This is a genomic window from Paenibacillus glacialis (assembly GCF_001637205.1).
In the GTDB taxonomy this organism is placed as follows: domain Bacteria; phylum Bacillota; class Bacilli; order Paenibacillales; family Paenibacillaceae; genus Paenibacillus_AQ; species Paenibacillus_AQ glacialis.
Genome location: NZ_LVJH01000029.1, coordinates 1 through 20,106 on the forward strand (window position 1 = coordinate 1; position 20,106 = coordinate 20,106).

At 36.5% G+C, this 20,106-nt stretch carries 22 protein-coding genes and 2 pseudogenes; 19 read left to right on the plus strand and 5 right to left on the minus strand.

The features are described from left to right. Together PGLA_RS26955 and PGLA_RS15955 are read right to left on the minus strand one after the other, a co-directional pair. Nucleotides 1–1,289 (minus strand): IS3 family transposase gene (locus PGLA_RS26955; protein ID WP_145939576.1). Its coding sequence is split into 2 segments (ribosomal slippage), with 1,290 coding nucleotides annotated over them: nucleotides 1–836 and nucleotides 836–1,289; the frame shifts between segments, so codons are not numbered across the junction. This gene is flagged as partial in the annotation. Nucleotides 1,290–1,385: 96 nt separating this feature from the next. Continuing rightward, complete coding sequence (locus tag PGLA_RS15955; protein WP_068534459.1) at nucleotides 1,386–1,709, minus strand: hypothetical protein; 324 nt, start codon at nucleotides 1,707–1,709, stop codon at nucleotides 1,386–1,388. A gap of 152 nt (nucleotides 1,710–1,861) precedes the next feature. On the opposite strand from PGLA_RS15955, the gene PGLA_RS29445 reads away from it, so the two are divergent. Further along, nucleotides 1,862–1,993 carry a hypothetical protein gene (locus PGLA_RS29445; RefSeq protein WP_281197365.1) on the plus strand — a complete coding sequence of 44 codons (132 nt, stop codon included), beginning with the start codon at nucleotides 1,862–1,864 and terminating at the stop codon, nucleotides 1,991–1,993. Between the two features lie 62 nt (nucleotides 1,994–2,055). Then, nucleotides 2,056–3,209, plus strand: a protein-coding gene (locus PGLA_RS15965) for an IS3 family transposase (RefSeq protein WP_145939577.1) whose coding sequence is annotated in 2 segments (ribosomal slippage) — nucleotides 2,056–2,299 and nucleotides 2,299–3,209 — 1,155 coding nt in all. Because the reading frame shifts where the segments join, the coding sequence is not laid out codon by codon here. Nucleotides 3,210–3,291: 82 nt separating this feature from the next. Here PGLA_RS15965 and PGLA_RS15970 read toward each other — a convergent pair. Then, nucleotides 3,292–4,586: pseudogene (locus PGLA_RS15970) on the minus strand (IS3 family transposase). Nucleotides 4,587–5,051: 465 nt separating this feature from the next. On the opposite strand from PGLA_RS15970, the gene PGLA_RS15980 reads away from it, so the two are divergent. From PGLA_RS15980 to PGLA_RS28105, 14 genes are all read left to right on the plus strand, one after another. Next, nucleotides 5,052–5,315 (plus strand): hypothetical protein, encoded by a 264-nt coding sequence (locus PGLA_RS15980; RefSeq protein WP_068534464.1) that lies wholly within the window; start codon nucleotides 5,052–5,054, stop codon nucleotides 5,313–5,315. Nucleotides 5,316–5,521: 206 nt separating this feature from the next. Next, entirely contained in the window at nucleotides 5,522–5,998 is a 477-nt protein-coding gene (locus PGLA_RS15985; protein WP_068534466.1) for a hypothetical protein, read from the plus strand. 2 nt (nucleotides 5,999–6,000) lie between these two features. Then, nucleotides 6,001–6,474, plus strand: coding sequence for a GIY-YIG nuclease family protein (locus PGLA_RS15990; protein ID WP_068534468.1), 474 nt, complete (start codon nucleotides 6,001–6,003; stop codon nucleotides 6,472–6,474). Between the two features lie 97 nt (nucleotides 6,475–6,571). Then, entirely contained in the window at nucleotides 6,572–7,267 is a 696-nt protein-coding gene (locus tag PGLA_RS15995) for a hypothetical protein (protein WP_245700002.1), read from the plus strand. A gap of 39 nt (nucleotides 7,268–7,306) precedes the next feature. After that, complete coding sequence (locus PGLA_RS16000) at nucleotides 7,307–7,774, plus strand: hypothetical protein (protein WP_068534472.1); 468 nt, start codon at nucleotides 7,307–7,309, stop codon at nucleotides 7,772–7,774. A gap of 62 nt (nucleotides 7,775–7,836) precedes the next feature. Next, nucleotides 7,837–8,328: a hypothetical protein gene (locus tag PGLA_RS16005; protein ID WP_145939578.1), complete on the plus strand. Its 492-nt coding sequence runs from the start codon at nucleotides 7,837–7,839 to the stop codon at nucleotides 8,326–8,328. A 33-nt stretch (nucleotides 8,329–8,361) separates the two neighbouring features. Further along, a complete protein-coding gene (locus tag PGLA_RS28090) occupies nucleotides 8,362–8,532 on the plus strand; it encodes a hypothetical protein (RefSeq protein ID WP_161487930.1) in 171 nt (56 codons plus the stop codon). Between the two features lie 28 nt (nucleotides 8,533–8,560). After that, the gene (locus tag PGLA_RS28095; protein WP_211269563.1) at nucleotides 8,561–8,770 is read left to right on the plus strand and encodes a hypothetical protein; all 210 of its coding nucleotides are present in this window, start codon (nucleotides 8,561–8,563) and stop codon (nucleotides 8,768–8,770) included. Between the two features lie 68 nt (nucleotides 8,771–8,838). After that, nucleotides 8,839–9,387: an RNA 2'-phosphotransferase gene (locus PGLA_RS16015; protein ID WP_068534478.1), complete on the plus strand. Its 549-nt coding sequence runs from the start codon at nucleotides 8,839–8,841 to the stop codon at nucleotides 9,385–9,387. Between the two features lie 150 nt (nucleotides 9,388–9,537). Continuing rightward, complete coding sequence (locus tag PGLA_RS28100) at nucleotides 9,538–9,741, plus strand: hypothetical protein (protein WP_161487932.1); 204 nt, start codon at nucleotides 9,538–9,540, stop codon at nucleotides 9,739–9,741. 421 nt (nucleotides 9,742–10,162) lie between these two features. After that, complete coding sequence (locus PGLA_RS16025) at nucleotides 10,163–10,633, plus strand: hypothetical protein (RefSeq protein WP_068534489.1); 471 nt, start codon at nucleotides 10,163–10,165, stop codon at nucleotides 10,631–10,633. A 54-nt stretch (nucleotides 10,634–10,687) separates the two neighbouring features. Beyond that, nucleotides 10,688–11,500 carry a YwqG family protein gene (locus PGLA_RS16030; protein WP_068534492.1) on the plus strand — a complete coding sequence of 271 codons (813 nt, stop codon included), beginning with the start codon at nucleotides 10,688–10,690 and terminating at the stop codon, nucleotides 11,498–11,500. Between the two features lie 300 nt (nucleotides 11,501–11,800). Continuing rightward, on the plus strand, nucleotides 11,801–12,235 hold the full coding sequence (locus PGLA_RS16035) for a hypothetical protein (RefSeq protein WP_161487933.1): 435 nt from the start codon (nucleotides 11,801–11,803) through the stop codon (nucleotides 12,233–12,235). A 325-nt stretch (nucleotides 12,236–12,560) separates the two neighbouring features. Further along, nucleotides 12,561–12,731 carry a hypothetical protein gene (locus PGLA_RS28105; RefSeq protein ID WP_161487934.1) on the plus strand — a complete coding sequence of 57 codons (171 nt, stop codon included), beginning with the start codon at nucleotides 12,561–12,563 and terminating at the stop codon, nucleotides 12,729–12,731. A gap of 68 nt (nucleotides 12,732–12,799) precedes the next feature. Here PGLA_RS28105 and PGLA_RS26960 read toward each other — a convergent pair. Both PGLA_RS26960 and PGLA_RS16050 read right to left on the minus strand, forming a co-directional pair. Next, nucleotides 12,800–14,133: pseudogene (locus PGLA_RS26960) on the minus strand (IS3 family transposase). Nucleotides 14,134–14,383: 250 nt separating this feature from the next. After that, on the minus strand, nucleotides 14,384–15,994 hold the full coding sequence (locus PGLA_RS16050; protein ID WP_068534500.1) for a YifB family Mg chelatase-like AAA ATPase: 1,611 nt from the start codon (nucleotides 15,992–15,994) through the stop codon (nucleotides 14,384–14,386). A 485-nt stretch (nucleotides 15,995–16,479) separates the two neighbouring features. Between PGLA_RS16050 and sucC the strand changes: the two genes are divergently transcribed. The 3 genes from sucC to dprA all read left to right on the plus strand — a co-directional run bounded on the left by sucC (nucleotide 16,480) and on the right by dprA (nucleotide 20,061). Further along, nucleotides 16,480–17,640 carry an ADP-forming succinate--CoA ligase subunit beta gene (sucC, locus tag PGLA_RS16055; protein WP_068534503.1) on the plus strand — a complete coding sequence of 387 codons (1,161 nt, stop codon included), beginning with the start codon at nucleotides 16,480–16,482 and terminating at the stop codon, nucleotides 17,638–17,640. A gap of 217 nt (nucleotides 17,641–17,857) precedes the next feature. Next, nucleotides 17,858–18,787, plus strand: coding sequence for a succinate--CoA ligase subunit alpha (sucD, locus tag PGLA_RS16060; RefSeq protein ID WP_068534507.1), 930 nt, complete (start codon nucleotides 17,858–17,860; stop codon nucleotides 18,785–18,787). Between the two features lie 152 nt (nucleotides 18,788–18,939). Further along, nucleotides 18,940–20,061: a DNA-processing protein DprA gene (dprA, locus tag PGLA_RS16065; RefSeq protein ID WP_068535081.1), complete on the plus strand. Its 1,122-nt coding sequence runs from the start codon at nucleotides 18,940–18,942 to the stop codon at nucleotides 20,059–20,061. Nucleotides 20,062–20,106: the final 45 nt, after the last annotated feature.

A 20,106-nucleotide genomic window follows, 5' to 3' on the forward strand; every position in this document is an offset into this window, starting at 1 on the left:
CTTGTTGTTGTAATAATCGATGTATTTTGATAGCTCTTGTTTGAAATGTGCGATACTTTCGAATTCCTTTAAATACAGAAATTCAGATTTCATGATGCCAAAGAAGTTCTCAATGACGGCGTTGTCGTAGCAATTACCTTTACGAGACATACTTTGCTTGATGCCGCGTTCTCCAAGGGCATGACGATACTGTTTCATCTGATAGTGCCAGCCTTGATCCGAATGAATAAAGAGCTTATCTTCATCTGTTAATCGACCAAATGCTTGATCTAACATCGTTGAAACTAGCGAGTAGACCGGTCTTGAGCCGATCGTATACGTAATAATTTCGCCATTATATAGATCTAGTATTGGAGATAAATACAGTTTTTCTCCAAATAATTTAAACTCTGTGATATCCGTAACCCACTTCTCATTTGGCTTCTCAGCGTGGAAGTTACGTTCTAATATGTTTGGCGCGATTTTGCCAATAGTCCCTTTATACGAACGATATTTCTTCATACGTACCAAGCACTTTAATCCCAATACCTTCATCAAACGTTGTACCTTTTTATGATTCACATGGTGTTCGCGGTTCACTAACTCGTCGCGAATACGACGATAACCATAACGTCCCTCATGCTCCTCATAAATCGATTGAATAAGGTCTTTTAGCTCCGTATCTCTATCCGGCATACCAAACGTTTTTACCACGTAATAATACGTGCTACGAGGGATATCTGCTAGTTGTAGGAGTGCTTTCACCGAAAATTCGTTCCTTAGTTCATAGACTACTTGAGCTTTGTCTTGTTTGGTGATTTTTCCTTGTTTTGAACTAAGGCATTCAACTTTTTTAAATATGCATTCTCCATTCGTAAACGTTCTACCTCTGCATGTAAGGCCTCTACAGACCCTTCTACTAACGTTTGATTCTTCCGTTTTATAGATTCTTTTTTCATGGATGGACGCCCCTTTTTCTTTGGCCTTAGGGCGTCAATTCCATGTAATTCTAAGCTCCTTTGCCAGCTTAAAATGGTACTATGACTCGCAATATTAAATATTGCAGCCGTTTCTCTAGCAGACGTCCCGAATTCGTTCATATAATTAAGTACGTCTAGTTTAATCTGTGCAGGGTATGATGTATAGCCCTTTTTAAAAGCTTCTTCACCATGATGTTCATATTGACTAATCCAATTTGAGAAGACAGAATGGTGAACCCCTATGGATTTTGCGATGGTTTTCAAGCTGTCCGCTCCTTTTTGGTAACGTATAACAGCTTGAATTTTATCGTCTGTACTGTACCTGGTCATAAAAAAACTGCACCTCCCAATGTTAGTTGTGTCTAACAATTGGGGTGCAGTTCATTCTCTCTTGGTGGTCTTTTGATTTGTCATATGACATGGCGATTATTTTAGTAGATCGATTGCCTTATTAAGCCAGTATTCTTTCTTCTTCATCAAATCTATTTCTTGTTGAATAACATCACGATAAGCCTGAGAAGACTTAGCATATCGACCTTCTTGTAGTCTTAATGAACGTATCTTATCATCTATTTGCCGCATCATCTTATTATAATAAGCAAGCATTTCTCTATCTGTAATCACCTTTTTACTTGCCACACTACTCTTAACAACCTTTGTAGAGTTTGAACTTGCTGATACACTTTGAATAGATCCAAAGAGAGTGGATGCTATTAAAAATGTGGTTAAAAATATAGCTACTTTTTTCAACTTATTTTCCTCCTAGTATGTAATAGGTATATTGTACCATGAAATTGTATCACACACTCCAATCACAACAGCATACACATAACACATCGATTACTATCTCGCTTTAATTTCTTCTGATACGATAATGAAAATCAAATAAATGAGGCGAGTAAATGGGTGTTACAACGTGTAGAGACGAATTGTTAGTAGCAGTTAAGGTAATCGTTGAAAGCAAAGGAATAAACGAATTTGCTCCTATTGAAGTAGTAAAGTATATGATGAAGAATAATACTAGATGGATCTAGTATAAAGTAGTGGACACAAAAAGGAGGACTACTAAAATAATATTGAAGGGTTGTGTTCATCTATGGGAACCAAGCAAGGGAGATATAGTGATGAGTTCAAGGCAATGATCGTTGAACTCCATCGTAAAGGGAAAACAGCATCTGAAATTATGAGTGAATATGGTCTAAGCAAAACGGCGTTTTACAAATGGATTAATGAAGGTAAAGAGATTAAAGTAGACAATGAACAAGTCTCCGTCGTAGAGGTCAAAAAGTTCAAATCTAGAATTAAAGAACTTGAAGAGGAAAACGAGATCCTAAAAAAAGCTATGACCATATTCGCCAAAAGATAAGCGTTCGTGAGGTTGTGGATGTGGCCGTATCCCAGTCTGACCAACATAGCAAAAGTAAATTGTGTAAGGTGCTAGGGATTGGACGTAGCAACTATTATTACTGTACTCAAAAACGTCCTGAAGGTCGATTAAAGCAGGAAATCAATTGGTTAAGACAAGAGATCATCCGGATCTATCACGAACAAGATGGTGTCTATGGAGCGCCTAAAATCAGAGAAGAACTTCTTAAGCTTCAACTCCCATTTAAAATGAGTGAGAAACGAGTACAACGGATCATGAGAAGCTTAGGACTTCGATCTGTTGTGATCAAAAAATACAGGCCCTACAAATTGGATGCCGTGTATAACGGTGGCGAGAATCTACTCAAGCGAGACTTTAAAGTAAGCCAGAGAAATGAAAAATGGGTAAGTGACATCACCTATATCCACGTCCTTAATAAGGGTTGGTGCTATTTAGCTTCGATTATGGACTTGTCTACAAATAAAATTATTGGTTGGTGTTTCAGTCAAACGATGGATAAAGCCTGTGTGTTATCTGCACTTCATCAAGCTGTATCCACTCAAAAGCCTACTAAGGGAGTTATCCTCCATTCGGATCGAGGCAGTCAATATACGAGTCATGAGTATCGAGAAGAGCTCAAGACACTGGGAATACGACAGTCCTTCTCCGCCAAAGGTTGTCCCTATGATAATGCTCCTATTGAAAGCTTTCACGCCATATTAAAGAAAGAAATGGTCTATCGAACCATATTCACCTCTTTTGATGATGCTCGAACAAAGTTGTTCCAGTATATAGAAGGTCGCTATAATCGCAACCGCATTCATTCTTCTATTGGGTATAAAACTCCTCAGCAGATGGAAGATTTCTTGTCCTTATCGGCCTAATTTAGTCTTTCTTTTTGTGTCCAGTCTATTGACAGAAGTCCAATTTAATGTGTACCCTTTGTAAAGGACATTTTAAAAAAGACTAGGCAATTTGAAGAAGATGATTTCTGTACTGTACAGGAGTCATCTTCTTCAAATTCCATTGATATCTGAAATGATTGTAGTAAATCATATAGCTTTTGATTTCCTTCTTCAACTGTTCTAGTGTTTCGCAAGGTTTGATGTCAGCTTCGTCTTTAAAATGCCCAAAGAATGATTCTTGGGGGCATTATCCCAACAGTTACCTCGTCGGGACATGGATTGTCCTAAACCACATGTTTTCACTTGCTTTTGAAAGTTTGGATTTGTATAGTGAAAGCCTTGGTCAGAGTGGATGAAGGCTCCGTCTACGAATTGGACCCGGAGATTTTTTTTCAACTTCAATAAAGTATCGGTCGCGATATCTAATGTGATACGATCTGATACTTGGTAAGATAGTATTTCGTTTGTGGATGCGTCTTTTACAGTGGATAGATAGGCCTTCTTGCCTTTACCATAGAATAAATAAGTAATGTCTGTTAGGAGAACCTTCCCAGGTATATTCTGCTTGAATTGACGGTTTAATAGGTTCGGAAATGTTCTGTGTTCCTTCGTTGCTTTCGCCATTCGACGATAAGGATTGGCTTGGCGAATCGGACAAATGATATTATATTTTTTCATAATACGTCGGATACGTTTTAAGTTGTATACTATGTTGAATTGACCTGCTAATGTCATTTTTAGTTGGCGTGCACCTTTCTTTCACACGCTTGTCCTGTTTCTCTCGCTTCGCTTTACGTTCTTGTGATGCGGCAGAGAAGTAGTTATAGTAGCCAGAACGTGACACACCAGCTACTTCACATAAATACCTGGCTTTATTCTTTAGATTGTATTTCGTGACAACCGATTGGATCTGTTGAAATTTCTCCCCCGCCCTTATTTTGATTTCTTCCTCATCCGCCTCTCTGCCATTTCGAGCTTTTTTAGTAATTCATTCTCAGCTTTAAGTAAATTGTTTTGCGCCTCCAAGCGTGCGTATTTCTCCTCTAAAGAAAGTTCACTTTCGCTTGGTCTACCTGAATTACCTTTTCGTGTATCTTGAAGATCCACTAATCCTACTCTTCGAAACGCAGAACGCCAACGCTTCGCTGCTGAGTGAACGCGATCCATCCCCAGGATTTCGACGTCGAAACCACACACTTCAAAGATTTGTCTCGGTAGCATTCCTGTTTCATATTCAGCGATGAATAGGCGTTAAAATTCATCTGTGTAAGTGATACCTTTTTCGCTTACGGTTTTCACGTATGAATTCGTACTTAATCGTTTGACTTCATTCTTATTAAATAATTTTTGACTCATTAAGAATCACTCCAACATTATATTTTTTCTCATTATACAGAAAAACACCCTATAGAATAGACTTTTTTAAAGTGTCTATTCTATAGGGTACATTTTAATTACCTCAAGGCTTTTTATATTGAAGTAAAACATATATACGACCATAAGATGCTTCAATTATACGATTCGTTTGGACGTGTGCATCAATCATATTTTGTAAAGGCAGCATGAAATTTCGTTCCCCTTGTACAATATGCTAAATATAACAATAATTATAAATAGTTCATTTCAACTACCACACTAACGTACTATTCATGTGGTAAAATAATCCTATACATTTCGATAACAAAGGATAGTAGAAAAATTTAATTAATTATGTTTGTTCAACTATTTGGATCAAGGATCAATATATGAATCATTTGGTTTTAACTTAGAGATTTTTGGGATTTGATTGATCTACTAGATTCATAAGGAGTTGTTATCACGATGAGAAATCAGCCGTTAGATGAAGTAGCAATTAAAAGGCGTGGAGTTGAAGGGCATGTTTTAATAAGTGATAACGATCATAAAATATATCGAACTTTTTTTGAAGCATATCACGATGAAAATGAGATATTGAATTTGGAAAAAATTGCTGTTAATAAAGAAACAGGTGAGGCTAATTATGAAAGTGAATTGTATCTTACACTTAGTGATGCCAAACTTTTAATAAAGACAGTACAAGATTTTATTGATAAATGTGAAAAATAAGTAAATCACAAGATGATGAAAGAGTTGTTTAAATTAGATAATAGTCAACGAACAAACTCTGATTAAGATATTAACTTCTAAAGTTGAGATTCATATGTAAGATTGCATACTTTTGCTGAAACTGATCAGTAAAGGAGATAAATAAAAGATCCATTTTATATAAAGTACTAAGTAGGTAAAACGATGATTTCATACTGAGGTGAAAAATGATTTCTATTAATCAGACAATTGCTCAATATTGCAAAGCAAGAAAAGACATTAACGATGACTTAATTGCTCTAGGAATTCCCCACAATGACAATATTGTTGGTAGAATAGGCGAATATTATGCTTCACAATATTTTATTAGCAAAGGAAAAACTGTCATTTTTGCGAGCAAGCCAAACGAAGAAGGTTTTGATTTTAAGATCGATCATATGAGATATTCAGTAAAAACAATTACTGCGGAGAATAATGTTGGAAGTACTAGCCCTCTAAAACTCAATAAAAGGTGGGGGTATCTCGTTGCAGTTAAATTGGATAGTGATTTTAACTTGATGGCATTATCAGTAGTTCCATACAAGAAAGTTAAAATTTATTTAGATGAGAATTCTAGAAAGCAAAATAAGGCACCTTCTAAAAGTAAGTTGTTTAGGTGGTGGAAATTCCTGGATAAAAGTAATACTTATATTAGGGAGTGTTAACTTTGATTGTTCGTGATTCTACTTGGCAAAAGAAACTAGACGATGAAGTAAAGAAGTTTCTTGCAAAGCCTCCTATAAAATTGAATGGAAATAAAAAAACAATACCTGAAGCACCTGGTGTTTATATGTTTTCTTCGGAAGATGATTCTGATTGTTATTATGTCGGCAAAGCTAGAGATATAAAAGGAAGAATATTTAATGGACATTTAACGAGAAGTAAGAGGAAGACTAAAGATGGTATCATAAGAGATTATTATTATAAAGCCCCACTCAAGAACTCGCTACTTGGCTGGTCCAATGTAGGAATTTCCGAAGAAAACCCTGAGTGTTCAAATGAGGATGAAGCTCATAATCTGTTATTAAATAAATTGAATTTCAGATGGATAGAAATAGATAATAGTAGATTTAGGGGAATGTTTGAGTATTATCTAACCAGCGTGTTGAATGCGAAACATTCAATTGATAAAGACGAATAGGGTTTTATAAAACAATTCTTTAATAGATTCAGTTAAGGAAGTGTATTATTGATTGAATAAAAGGGGAGTTATTATGGAGAACCATTATACAAGAGCCGTGAATCGAATTAACAATATTGATTCAATGCAGTATTTAGATATCTCTCATAAAAGGTATGAAGATATTAGGTCTAGAGGCGAATATACGGCAGACGCTACACTTATTGCTGAATACTATCGTAGAGTTGGAGTTTTATTGCAATTTATGTCTAAAGAAAGTGTTAGTATTTTTACGAGCATGTCGAAAATCATTAATAATGAAATAGAGAATCTCGATTATGATAATATGTATACAATTTGTCCTAATCTTGAAGGAATAAATTTATCGGTCTTTAAAATAATTTGTTTCAATTATTTTCAATGGTGCACTCTACTTGATGTTGGCGACCCAATTGCTATTAAATTTCATGATATATATGAGCCAATAATCAAATTATTTGAAAGAGGTGGAGGACAGATTAGTATTCATCATCACGAATTGATCGGAGGGTTTGGTGCGTTTACTCGAACTATTTCTGCTAGTAGAGGAGACAAGAAAGAATTGGACATTAGTGACCAAGCACTTAAACAGGAAATCAAAGAGGTAGAACATGCCGAAGCATATCTTAAAGAATATAAGTTAGATAGCAGCGCAACAAATAATTGCGTACGATGCAGAAATAGATTAGTCATACAAGAAAAAGAAAGCTATGGTAATAGATGGTACAAAATTAAATGTGAAACTAAAACATGCTATGATCAGAATTTCAGTTGAAATCTTCTATCAAATGAGTCTTTTATAAGGGGCATCGTAATGAATGGTCTGTGGGAAGATTTATTAAAATTTATATTTTTATTTTATCCAGAAGTATTAAGTTTAATTATTGGAGCTATCATAACTTTATTCATTGTAGAGAAGAAAAAGCAAACAGATAAGAGGAATGCAATAATCCAGTCCTTGAAGGAACAAATAGAAATCAGTAAGCCTCCTGGTGGAGTAAGAGATATTAGTGAATATCACCTTTTTTTTACTACCCCATATTGGAGCCAAACCCTTTGGATGATATTAAATTCAGATGTTTTAAATCAAAAAAAAGATGCACTTTTAATCAGACAATTAACTCGTACGGCAGGGGCAATGGAAAACCATAATTCCTTGGCTCAACTCACAAATCTAGCAATAATATATAATTCAGAGATGAAAGAAAAGTTGTGTAGTGAAATGATAACTATAAATAAACTGATTCGTAGAGACTTAGAGGAATTAAAAAGTATGTTGTAAAATTAGCCTTTCCTAGAATTAATAAATACACATGTTAGATATAGAGAGGATTTATGGTGAATATGGAGGCTGCAATTATTACCACTTTTCTTACCTCAACAGTAATAGCTACTCTAATTTCTAGTTATGTTGCTAAGATAAGTAATGACAAAAATATGTCTTTAAAATACATAACTGAGGAACGGTCAGTATGGAGAAAGGTCATGAGGGAAACTACTTCAAAAATCTGTTCTGGGAAATATGATGGAGATGATTTAAAAGAATTAGCTACAATGGTAATGGTGAGTCTGAACCCATTAGTTGAAAAAGGGAATAAGTTGGATTTATATATAATCAAACTTCTAAAAGAAATTGAAAAAGGTGATCCCGATAAACAGATATTAGATGAATTTCGTGATTGTGTTAGCGTTTTGCTAAAGCATGATTGGGAAAGATCGAAAAATGAAACAAAGACACTACTCTTTAGAGATCCAGAGTCCTATATCAAAAAAAGAACACTAGGGAAATTCTATGAAGAAACGGAAAAAGATAACTCTCAAATTGAATCAAGATAAAACGAATCATTCATGAATAGGAGATGGATTACGATGCCAATGAAAATAATTATTGAGTTAATGGATGGAACAATTTTGAAGACAAACACTGGTTACACAAGATTGTTCCCTGTGGGTGAAGATATTGAAAAATGTGGAGGTATTGAAATTGATGAAATATGGTATTTAAAGCATACGATTAAGCTTATTAGAAAGAAAGAATGAAATGTGAGTTTTAAGAAGAAATTCGTTCTTGAAAATAGGTGGATTAGGGAGTGTGATAGATATGCATTGGAAAAAGTACATCATACTTGCAACTATCTTTATTCCTCTTGGAGTAATATCATTTCTCCTTCTACCTCTAGGAGAACGTTATGCTGTAATGGTGGTTCCTTTGTTATTTTGGTTATCTTATTACACATGGATAGGAGCCGAAAAGAAAAGAGATAAAGATAGCAGGTAGCAATTATCTTATAGATGCTAATATAAAATTACATAAAACAAATATATCATTGAAAAGAAGGCGGTTATATGTTATCAAATAAGCAGGAAGAGAGTCTAAGTAAATTCATGAGTAAAATACTTAGGCACACACCAGAACAATTCGGAATTATTTTGGATCATGAAGGATACTGTGACGTTCAGGAATTAATTAAAGCGCTTCGTTCGGAGAACAGGTGGTCAGATATCGAAGAGGCAGACGTTATTCAAGTAGTAACGAACTGTGCAAAACAACGCTATGAGATTGTAAATGGTTATATTCGCGCTAATTATGGACACAGTGCAGGAAGACTAGATTACCAAGAATCTGTCCCACCCACGGCTCTCTATCATGGAACTAATACAAAAGTTCTTAACAAGATTCTTATTGAGGGAATCAAACCTATGGGAAGAAAATATGTTCACTTGTCTGAGACGCTTGAATTCGCAACATTAGCAGGTAAAAGACGAGGAGAGCTGGTTATTCTTGAAGTAAACACTGCTGAAGCATTAGCAAACGGTGTGAAGTTTTATGTTGCAAATAATGGAGTATGGCTTGCTGATTTTGTGCCATCAAAATATTTAATGGAATTAAAATGAAACATACATTTCACAATGGAAAGGAGGAGTTATTTTTGATTGAGTATATTGAGAAATTCGAAGGAATTATCATTATTTCTTGTATGAATGGGGTATTTATGATTGAGGAAGAATTTCTAAAAAATCAATTAAGCCATTTTCTACTTTGAGGTGAAAACAATCTTACACTCCATTCAGCGACTTTTTAATGATTTAGATAGATTTGCGCTACTATCAGCAAAAACCGATTTAAAACAATTAAATTTTACTCAGCATGAATTTTATCCTGACCGTACTGCTGTCTTTTTATTAATTTCGCCTAAATATCAATATGCTAATACAGAAGAAGCATTTGCTTTTATTTTTAATAAATGACTACACACAGCAAATGAGTGGGATATACTCAATTAACCTATTCACACTAATCTAGAATGGATAAAAGCATTAAAAGAAATATGGATTCCAGATAATTTTAGTTTGAAAGAATGTGTTACTCAAGAAGATCCTAATAAGTTTATGGAGTATATACGGACTGAATTTAAAATAGTAAGAGTACCGACTGATCTCAGTTCAGATTTACTTCAAAAAATAGAACCTGATTTAAAAGTAGCACATGTTCAAAAAAAATATTTATATAATAAATACTTTGGTGAAAGTAAAGATTACTATTTTTTGTATGAATGGGATTATTGCGACTAAAAGGATCTTACAACGCCGCGATTACACGCTGTTATGTGGAAGTTAGGTAATGAAAGACATGTTTCATTAAAAATTGTTGAAGGACGACGAGTGAGAAATGGAATATTACTATATTGAGTTTGAATTCTGTAGTCATGAAAGCCTATCCAGATTAATAGAAACTGCGGCTAAAATGCAATATGATAAGGAAAAAAACACGGAAGATATTGATAATAAATGGATCAAGTATTTTACAGAGCAAGAGCTAGATCGTTTCAATTGGCCAACTGAAGAAGAATATGAGGTTACGAGAAAGTTACTTGGGAATGTATATATAAAGGTTGTTCCTTCAAACGAGGATATGAAAGACGAGTGGGATATTTATTCGATGTTTGAAGCAATTAAAAATGGCGAATATGATATCATCGGAGTAAAGCACTATGGTGAAATGACTTATCGGCTTGAAATTGATCCGCATTCATATCCATATGGTGGTATAAACTCACTCAAAAAACTTGTTACTTGTTATGGACATAAGCTGATTGCTGCTGATAATGGGATTGGGAGAATTCAAGAGAATGATAAGTAGTTTATGAATCATATTGAAATCGGGAGTCAAAGTTAAGGTGGAAGGGTGATAGATATGTTTGAAACCATGAATTTTCCAAAAGAACTTGTACCTTTTAAAGAAAAATTTGAACGATCAATTAAGCCTACTATAAGAATAGTTACTGAAAAAAGACAAACAAGATTGCAAGAAAGTAAATTTGGTGGCAATCCATATTTGCCCAAAAATTTTGAATACCCACTGGATTCGCGTGGATTGCCTCTAATTTTATTAGCACAATTTAATTTTGAAGAAATGCCCCAAATAAAACCTTTTCCCCAAATAGGAATACTTCAATTTTACATATCTCAAAAAGAACATTTAGGGGTAAATTATAAAGATCAAATAGTACAAAAAGATTTTAAAGTATTATATTTTGATGAAATTATGGATAATGAGAGTGATTTAATATCAGATTTTAAATTTATCAAATACAACAAAGAATTCCCAATTCAAGCAGAGTGCTCTTTAAAATTTAGTATGGTAAATGAGTGCATTAATACTACTGATGAACTAGCATTTAATAAAATTTTCAATAAAGAACCAATTGATTTTTTTGAAGATGAAGAATTGTTCGAGGATGCAGATGATATTGAGAAGTATTTCAATTATTTTGCAAGTTTTGCACAGGGTCATAAAATAGGAGGTTATCCTTATTTCATTCATAATGATCCTAGATATTATGATAACAGATATGAATCATTTGATACATTATTACTTCAAATAGATACAGATGAAAGTGAAACAGTCAGATATGGAATGCGAGGAGGAGTTGCGAATTTTTTAATTAATGAACAAGATTTAGCTAATAGTGATTTTTCGAGAGTAATGTATCACTGGAGAGATTAGTAGAAGTTAATGGTACACATAATTATGGGTCGGAAGATCGGGTGACATCTTAACCCTATAGAAAATTTAAGAAATGGGGTAAAGGTACCAACAAATAGTCGGTATCTAATTATATTGTTAATAAAATGCAAGTTTCATATATTTTCAATAATTCTTATATATCTAAGTCTTTATATCAAAAATTACGGAGGTTTATTGGTAAATGACAAAAACACATGTAGGAGAAGTGCGAAACCTATCAAGGAGGTATATGCTTTCTTTTAACAAAAAATATAAATTTAATATTTCACTTGCGGAACAGTGAACAAGGATGGAACTCGAACAGCTTTGGATTTGTCATCTGGTAAAGAATATGAATGGGCTGAGGCGAGAGATAATACGTTCTGTTTTAGCAGTTACAATACTGATATTAAAATGAGGATGCTGAACATATTTAATGAACCTGCTCACGAAGATACTACAATAAAGCAGGAAATTTTTGAGTACAAGTATATGAATGATTTCAAACAGTCTACAGTTGATGAACAAACCTCTTTAGATGTGAAACAAGCATATGGTAGATATCTAGATAGTCAGATTTTCATAAGATTACATGGAAGTACTAATGAATATGTAAATCATATCTCTTTTGATCAAGTATATTTCTTTCAGCGCTTAGATAATAAGACATTTGTTAAAACAGAGTATGTAGACTATGAGACTAATTTAACCTTTGAGGAGATACAAAAAAAATAAGAAAATTATCTCTTAATCTGTTCCAGTTAATCAATTCCGATCAAATAGTTAATCTAAAGCTAATCAAACAATATGATGAAGAAGAGATCACCATTGAAGATATCAAGTGTATTCTACATTTTGACACACAATATTTCACAGAAATAAAAAGGAAAGTCCCTAAAAAGAAAGGATATATGAAGCTAGTAGTTCATTATGCCGACGAAGAACCCTCTATGACTCGTGAAGAATTTGATAAGGCTATCTCCGATTGCAATGAAATATTGGTTAATAATTTCATGAGAAATAATAGGATGAATTTTATAAAGGAAGGTGAACCATAGGAGTGACTATATGGTTATACCTACATATAGAAAGTAAAACCTGCACTGTTGGCTGTATTCCGGATATTAACGATGAGGAAGCAATAGTGAAAGAAGCTAAATCAACTATTTCTGCAATGGACGACTTCCAAGATAATATTGAGATTATCGGAATGATGAAAGTACAGAATTAATATTTATTAGAAGTTTAAGCCTTGAGACAAATAAAATGTACCCTTTGTAAAGGACAATTTAAAAAAGACTAGGCAATTTGAAGAAGGTGATTTCTGTATTGTACAGGAGTCATCCTAGTTAAATTCCACTGATATCTGAAATGATTGTAGTAGATCATAAAACTCTTAATTTACTTCTTCAATTGATCCAGTGTTTCGCAAGGTTTGATGGTAGCTTCATCTTTGAAATTCCCGAAAAATGATTCTTGCCGAGCGTTATCCCAACAGTTACCTCGTCGTGACATAGATTGTCCTAAACCGTATTTTTTCACAAGTTTTTGAAAAGTGGGGTTAGTATAGTGAAAGCCTTGGTCAGAGTGGATGAAGGCACCTTCTGCTAATTGAACATGGCGATTATTTTTCAACTTGAGTAACGTGGCGGTGGCGATATCTAGTGTGATACGGTATGACACCTGGTAAGCCAGTATTTCGTTTGTTGATGCATCTTTTACAGTAGATAAATAAGCCTTCTAGCCATTACCATAAAATAAATACGTAATGTCTGTTAGAAGCACCTTTCCAGGTATATCCTGCTTGAATTGACGGTTTAATTGGTTCGATAGCGTTCGGTGTTCCTTCGTTGCCTTCGCCATTTGGCGGTAAGGATTGGCTTGGCGAATTGAGCAAATGATGCCATATTTTTTCATAATATGTCGGATGCGTTTTAAGTTGTATACGGTGTTGAATTGACCTGCTAATGTCATTTTTTTTTGGCGTACACCCTTTCTACGTCTACGATAGCGGAAGGCTTTAAGGATGATCTCCTTCACAAGATTGTCCTGCTTCTCTCGCTTGGTTCAGCGTTCTTGTGATGCCACAGAGAAGTAGTGATAGTATCCTGAACGCGACACACCAGCTACTTTACATAAATAGCTAATTTTATTTTTTAGTTTAAATTTTGAGTCAACGAATTGGATCAGTTGGAACTTCTCATCACTCCTTATTTTGATTTCTTTCTCATCATCCTCTCTGCCATTTCGAGCTTTTTTAGTAATTCATTCTCTGCTTTGAGTAAATTGTTTTGTGCCTCTAACCGAGTATATTTCTCCTCTAAGGACAGTTCCCGTTCACTTGGTCTACCTGAATTACCTTTGCGTGTATCTTTAAGACCTTCTAATCAATCTCTTCGATACGCGGATCTCCAACGTTTCGTAGCTGAGTGCATACGATCCATCCCGAGGCTCTCAACATCGAAGCCACATTCTTCGAAGATTTGTCTCGGTAACTTTCCCTTTTCATATTCAGCGATGAAGATACGTTTGAATTCATCTGTGTAAGTAATACCTTTTTCACTTATATTTTTCACGAATGGGCTCGCAATTAGAGGTTTGATTTCCTTCTTATTAAATAATTTATGACTCAGTATGAATCACTCCGTATTCTTTTTTTCATTATATAGAAAAATACCCTATAGAGTAGACTTTTTTAAAGTGTCTACTCTATAGGGTGAATTTTAATCGCCAATGTGGTCTATTTCTTTGTTTCTATTTAATTGTAGTATCTGAACAATCCGTTCTAAGTTAGCAATATCATCGAAAGGAATCCACGATGGGTCTTAGTGACGTTCTTATATTTACGGTTATCACGGCTATAGAATAGAACACCTGGATATATCACGTTACTTCCTCTGCCTGATTCTGTTGCCGATCCAAATTCCGATATTGAATGGCTTCTGCGACATGCGAAGATCCGATGGTATCTTTGGCATCTAGATCTGCGATCGTCCTCGCTAATTTTAGAATTCTGTCATAAGCTCGCATGCTGAGACCAAGAGCCTCCAACGTTTCTTGTAGCATCGTTGCTGTATCAGACGAGAGCGCTGCAAAGTTACGAAGATGTCTACCCCCTAATTCACTATTGTAGGAGAAAGGTAAGTGGCGGTAACGTCGTAGTTGGATACGATGTGCTAACATTACACGTTCTCTCATTTCTTCCGAAGATAAACTAAAGGTCTCTTTAGTCCACTCTTTGGGCCGTGGAACATCCACTTGAAGGTCAATTCTATCTAATAAAGGACCGGATATTTTGGCTCGATAGCTTGCAATACGAGTACTACTACAAGTACAACGGTGCTCAGGATGATCGCTTCCGAGATAGCCACACGGACATGGATTCATTGAAGCGCATAACATGAAGTGTGCTGGAAATGTATGAACTGCGCGAGCACGACTAATCGTTACAGCACGGTCTTCTAAAGGTTGGCGTAATACTTCTAATACATTACGAGAGAACTCAGGCAGTTCATCTAGAAATAATATTCCACGGTGGGCAAGACTGACTTCTCCTGGTTTAGGAATAGTTCCCCCTCCGATGAGTCCTCCTGAGGAAATCGTATGGTGAGGCGAGCGGAAGGGACGCTGTTTCAGCAAGCCTGTGGATGGTTCTTTTAATTTGCCAGCCGCACTGAAAATTTTGGTCGTCTCTAGAGATTCTTGTTCGGTTAAAGCAGGTAGAATGGTAGGTAGACGTTTGATGAGCATCGTTTTACCAGTACCCGGAGGACCGATAAGTACAATATTATGCATACCAGCGGCAGCGATGGTGAGTGCTCGCTTTACGTGTTGTTGTCCTAATACATCGCTATAATCTTCATAACTGGCAGAGTAGATATAGGAAGCTGATAATATAGGCGTAGAGGACGGTGATTTGCGGAGAAAGTCCAATGAATGAAGAATGACAGGGGGATCTGATTCCTTTCTCCCAGCCTTGGGTAGTAGAATGCCACCGGGGTACAACAATTCTCTGAGGTGTCCTAGGCTATAGACATTTATTTCTTTGATTAAATCTGCCTCGGCACCATTCTCTTCGGGTAATAGAACCGCATTAAACCCTTCTTGCTTCGCACGATCTACCATAGATAGAACGCCTGACACCGGTCTCAAAGTCCCATCTAATGCAAGCTCACCGATCATCAGTAATCGGATATCAGAAGGAAGAACAATCTGCCCACTGGTAACCAGAATACCTAGCGCTATGGCTAAATCGAATGCTGAACCTTCCTTGCGGAGGTCGGCTGGCGCTAAGTTGATCGTAACTCTTTGATTGGGAAATCGAAATCCACAGTTCTTGATGGCTGCTCGAACTCTTTCAACAGCTTCACGGATGGCAGAGTCAGGAAGACCAATAATAGAAGTCTGTGGTAGCCCATTTGAAATATCCACTTCGACTTGAATGATCACGCCATCGATGCCATATAAACAAGCGCTAAACATTTTTCCGTACATAAATAAAAACACCTCTCTTCTATATAAGTAGATACGTCGGAGAACGTATACTTTACTAGAAAAAAGGTGCTTCCTTTTTTTGTGCAAATGGAATGATTAGATAAATCTTAGATCGAATAGAAAGATTTGTCAAACTAGCGGATGATGACTTAAATTTAGGAAGGTGTCCCTCCGATTAGATATAATAATCAGTAGAAACAAGTTATATTTACTTATTTTACCAATTGTTCGCAATAAGGGATGAAACCGATATCAAAAGAGTGTCTATTTGATGTCCATATATTAAGGAAAGCGTTTTAAAAACATGATACAATGAGTTGGGTTTATATTAATTTCCAATTTAAATATAAGTAGAATACATTTAATGGTATACTTCACTTATATTTCTTGAAGAAAAGTGCAAAGTTTCTTTATTAAAGAGATTCTAGCCCATTCTACTTGGAAGTCTCGACTTGTTGCAGTCATGTTGATAGGAGGATCCGTTAATGAATATCCATGAATACCAAGGAAAACAAGTTTTGAAACAGTATGGTGTTTCCGTTCCTAATGGAAAGGTTGCTTACACCGTGGAAGAAGCGGTAGAAGCAGCTAAATCTTTGGGAAGCCCGGTAACGGTCGTTAAAGCCCAAATTCATGCTGGAGGCCGTGGGAAAGCTGGCGGTGTTAAAGTCGCTAAAAGTTTGGATGAAGTACGTGCTTATGCAGAAGAGATTCTTGGAAAAGTATTAGTTACTCATCAAACGGGTCCAGCTGGTAAAGAAGTCAAACGTCTATTAATTGAAGAAGGCTGTGATATTCGAAAAGAATATTACGTAGGTGTTGTTGTTGATCGTGATACAGGCCGTGTTGTAATGATGGCGTCTGAGGAAGGCGGCACTGAGATTGAAGAAGTTGCTGCTGTGACTCCAGAAAAGATTTTTAAAGAAGTGGTTGATCCAGCAATAGGGTTACAAATGTTTCAAGCTCGTAAATTAGCATACGCTATTAACATTCCGAATGAACAAGTGAACAAGGCTGCTAAGTTTATGGTGGCATTATACAGTGCATTTGTTGATAAAGACTGTTCAATTGCCGAGATTAATCCGCTTGTAATTACAGGTTCCGGTGATGTTATCGCACTGGATGCCAAACTTAATTTCGATTCTAACGCCTTGCTCCGTCATAAAGACATTCTAGAACTTCGCGACTTAGAAGAAGAAGATTTGAAGGAAATTGAAGCTTCGAAATATGATCTTAGTTATATTTCATTAGACGGTAATATTGGCTGTATGGTCAATGGTGCTGGTCTCGCCATGGCGACGATGGATATCATTAAGTATTATGGAGGAGAACCCGCTAACTTCCTCGATGTTGGGGGCGGTGCAACCACAGAGAAAGTTACGGAAGCATTCAAAATTATTTTATCCGATGAGCAAGTTAAAGGAATATTCATTAATATATTTGGTGGAATTATGCGTTGTGACGTTATAGCTGATGGTGTTGTCGAAGCCGCTAAACAGCTTGGATTAACACGTCCACTGGTTGTACGTCTAGAAGGAACAAATGTTGAACTTGGTAAGAAAATTTTAGCGGAGTCGGGACTTAACATCGTATCTGCGGATTCAATGGCTGATGGTGCGCAAAAAATAGTCGCGCTCGTAAAATAATCACTTTTTAGAGGTTGTTCAAAAAGACGTCTATTGATCACGAAGTAACGTCTCTAGAATATTCGGCATCAAATCTTATTTCATTCCTCGAAGTCCGTTGCTCATGTAGGTTACCTACACTCTGCTACTCCTTCTTCGGTCTGAACTAACCTTTTCGGTGCTGAATAGCCGACTTTTTGAACATTTACTTTTAATCGATAGGGGATGTGAAGTAATCGTGAGCATTTTAGTCGATAAACATACAAAAGTCATTACCCAAGGTATTACGGGTGCGACAGGTCTATTTCACACCAAAGGCGCATTGGATTATGGAACCCAAATGGTGGGTGGCGTAACTCCAGGCAAGGGTGGTACGAATGTAGATATTACATTGGAGAATGGTGAGACGGTTAGCTTACCGGTATTTAATACCGTTGTGGAAGCGAAAAGATCCACAGGAGCAACAGCAAGCGTAATTTATGTTCCACCTGCTTTTGCGGCAGATTCGATCATGGAAGCTATAGATGCGGAACTTGATCTTGTCATTTGTATTACCGAGGGAATACCTGTATTAGATATGATTAATGTTTCTCGTTATCTGGAAGGTAAGAAGACGGTACTAATCGGACCTAACTGTCCAGGTGTTATTACGCCAGGGGAATGTAAAATTGGCATCATGCCTGGTTACATCCATCGTGCAGGACATGTTGGTGTCGTGTCTAGAAGTGGAACGTTGACTTATGAAGCGGTTCATCAACTAACGACTCGTGGAATTGGCCAATCGTCGGCTGTAGGAATCGGTGGAGATCCTGTAAAAGGATCTGAATTCATTGATATTCTGAATCTTTTTAACGAAGATCCGAATACCTATGCAGTGATTATGATTGGTGAAATCGGCGGAACGGCGGAAGAAGAAGCTGCAGAGTGGATTCGTGAGAACATGACGAAACCTGTAGTTGGATTTATTGGTGGTGTGACTGCACCTCCTGGAAAACGAATGGGACACGCAGGTGCGATCATATCTGGAGGTAAGGGAACTGCGGCTGAGAAGATTGCCAAGCTTCAAGAGTGTGGCATCAAGGTCGCTCCTACACCATCAGAAATGGGATCTACTTTAGTTAGTGTTCTAGAAGAACGTGGCATGCTAGACAAATGTATGACACAGTAATATTTGTTCATGTATAATGAGCCTACAAGGTAAGCAACCTTTTATTCCCTTTTGAGGAATGGAAGGTTGCTTTTTTTGCGTTATTCTATATTGTTGTTTAATTCAATTGCGGGAGCGGGTCTCTCGAACCATTTAAGGAGGTAAATATGAGTATGAATGAAGAAAGATTGATGCTTGTCGCGTTACATGAATTGGATGGGATCGGATGGAAAAGTATTGATCGAATATTGAAACATGGCACTCTTTCGCATCAAATGTTGAATTATAACCCTCAAGATTGGGAGATTATTGGATTAACGCGAGAAAGGGCGGAATCTGTCGTTAGACAATTGTCGAAGGAACGGATGGAGAAACGTTGGGAACAGCTTACCTTACGAGGAATAGAAGTGATTACGATTTGGGATGATCATTATCCTGAGTTGTTAAAAGAAATACATCAGCCGCCATGGGTATTATACTGTCTCGGTCAACGTGATTTACTGCATACACTTAGTGTCGCTATGGTTGGTACAAGGGTTCCGACAGCATATGGACGGAAAGTAGGTTCAGTGCTAGCAGAAGAACTGTGCAATGCTGGTGTAACCGTTGTAAGTGGAATGGCAAAAGGGATAGACAGCGTATGTCATGAAGCAGCTCTTGCGTGTGGTGGGAATACAATTGCAGTTATGGGGACAGGCATGGATGTTATTTACCCCGCAGAAAATCGTTCTTTGTTTGAGAAAATTGCCAAATTGGGTTTAATCGTGACAGAATACCCACTGGGTACCCCATCCCATCCTGGGCTCTTTCCTCAGCGTAATCGAATTATAGCTGGACTAAGTGTAGGCACGCTAGTTGTTGAAGCGGATGTCCGTAGCGGATCACTGATAACAGCGGATGCGGCTATGGAAGCAGGTCGAGATGTATATGCTGTTCCTGGACCCATAACTTCTCCTAAGAGCAAGGGTGCACTAGAATTGATTAAGCAAGGTGCAAAGATGGTAACGAGTGGTAAAGATATACTTGAGGAGTACGTATCTCAACTTTCAGAAATTTGTAAAAAAACGCCTAAAGTAGGGAGCGAAGGAGGAGCTAAAAGTATTAGTACATCATTTGAAGATTTGACAACTGATGAGGTTGAACTATACCATATACTCGAGCAGGGACCTTTTACACTGGATCAGTTGCTGTTACTAAGCCATTGGGATTTTGGACATTTGCATTCAGTTCTGTTATCTTTAATCATAAAAAAGCAAATTACCCAATTAGCTGGTGCTATATATAAGATCATATAATATGGTTGTTTGACAGATTGATGGTTGATTGTTGAAGAGGAGATG

Coding starts and splice junctions, on each gene's coding strand:
- PGLA_RS29445 (WP_281197365.1), top strand. CDS start 1,862: ATGGGTGTTACAACGTGTAGAGACGAATTGTTAGTAGCAGTTAAGGTA.
- PGLA_RS16005 (WP_145939578.1), top strand. CDS start 7,837: ATGGAGGCTGCAATTATTACCACTTTTCTTACCTCAACAGTAATAGCT.
- PGLA_RS16000 (WP_068534472.1), top strand. CDS start 7,307: ATGAATGGTCTGTGGGAAGATTTATTAAAATTTATATTTTTATTTTAT.
- sucC (WP_068534503.1), top strand. CDS start 16,480: ATGAATATCCATGAATACCAAGGAAAACAAGTTTTGAAACAGTATGGT.
- PGLA_RS16025 (WP_068534489.1), top strand. CDS start 10,163: ATGGAATATTACTATATTGAGTTTGAATTCTGTAGTCATGAAAGCCTA.
- PGLA_RS15985 (WP_068534466.1), top strand. CDS start 5,522: ATGATTTCTATTAATCAGACAATTGCTCAATATTGCAAAGCAAGAAAA.
- PGLA_RS28090 (WP_161487930.1), top strand. CDS start 8,362: ATGCCAATGAAAATAATTATTGAGTTAATGGATGGAACAATTTTGAAG.
- PGLA_RS16030 (WP_068534492.1), top strand. CDS start 10,688: ATGTTTGAAACCATGAATTTTCCAAAAGAACTTGTACCTTTTAAAGAA.
- PGLA_RS16015 (WP_068534478.1), top strand. CDS start 8,839: ATGTTATCAAATAAGCAGGAAGAGAGTCTAAGTAAATTCATGAGTAAA.
- PGLA_RS15980 (WP_068534464.1), top strand. CDS start 5,052: ATGAGAAATCAGCCGTTAGATGAAGTAGCAATTAAAAGGCGTGGAGTT.
- PGLA_RS16050 (WP_068534500.1), bottom strand. CDS start 15,994: ATGTACGGAAAAATGTTTAGCGCTTGTTTATATGGCATCGATGGCGTG.
- dprA (WP_068535081.1), top strand. CDS start 18,940: ATGAATGAAGAAAGATTGATGCTTGTCGCGTTACATGAATTGGATGGG.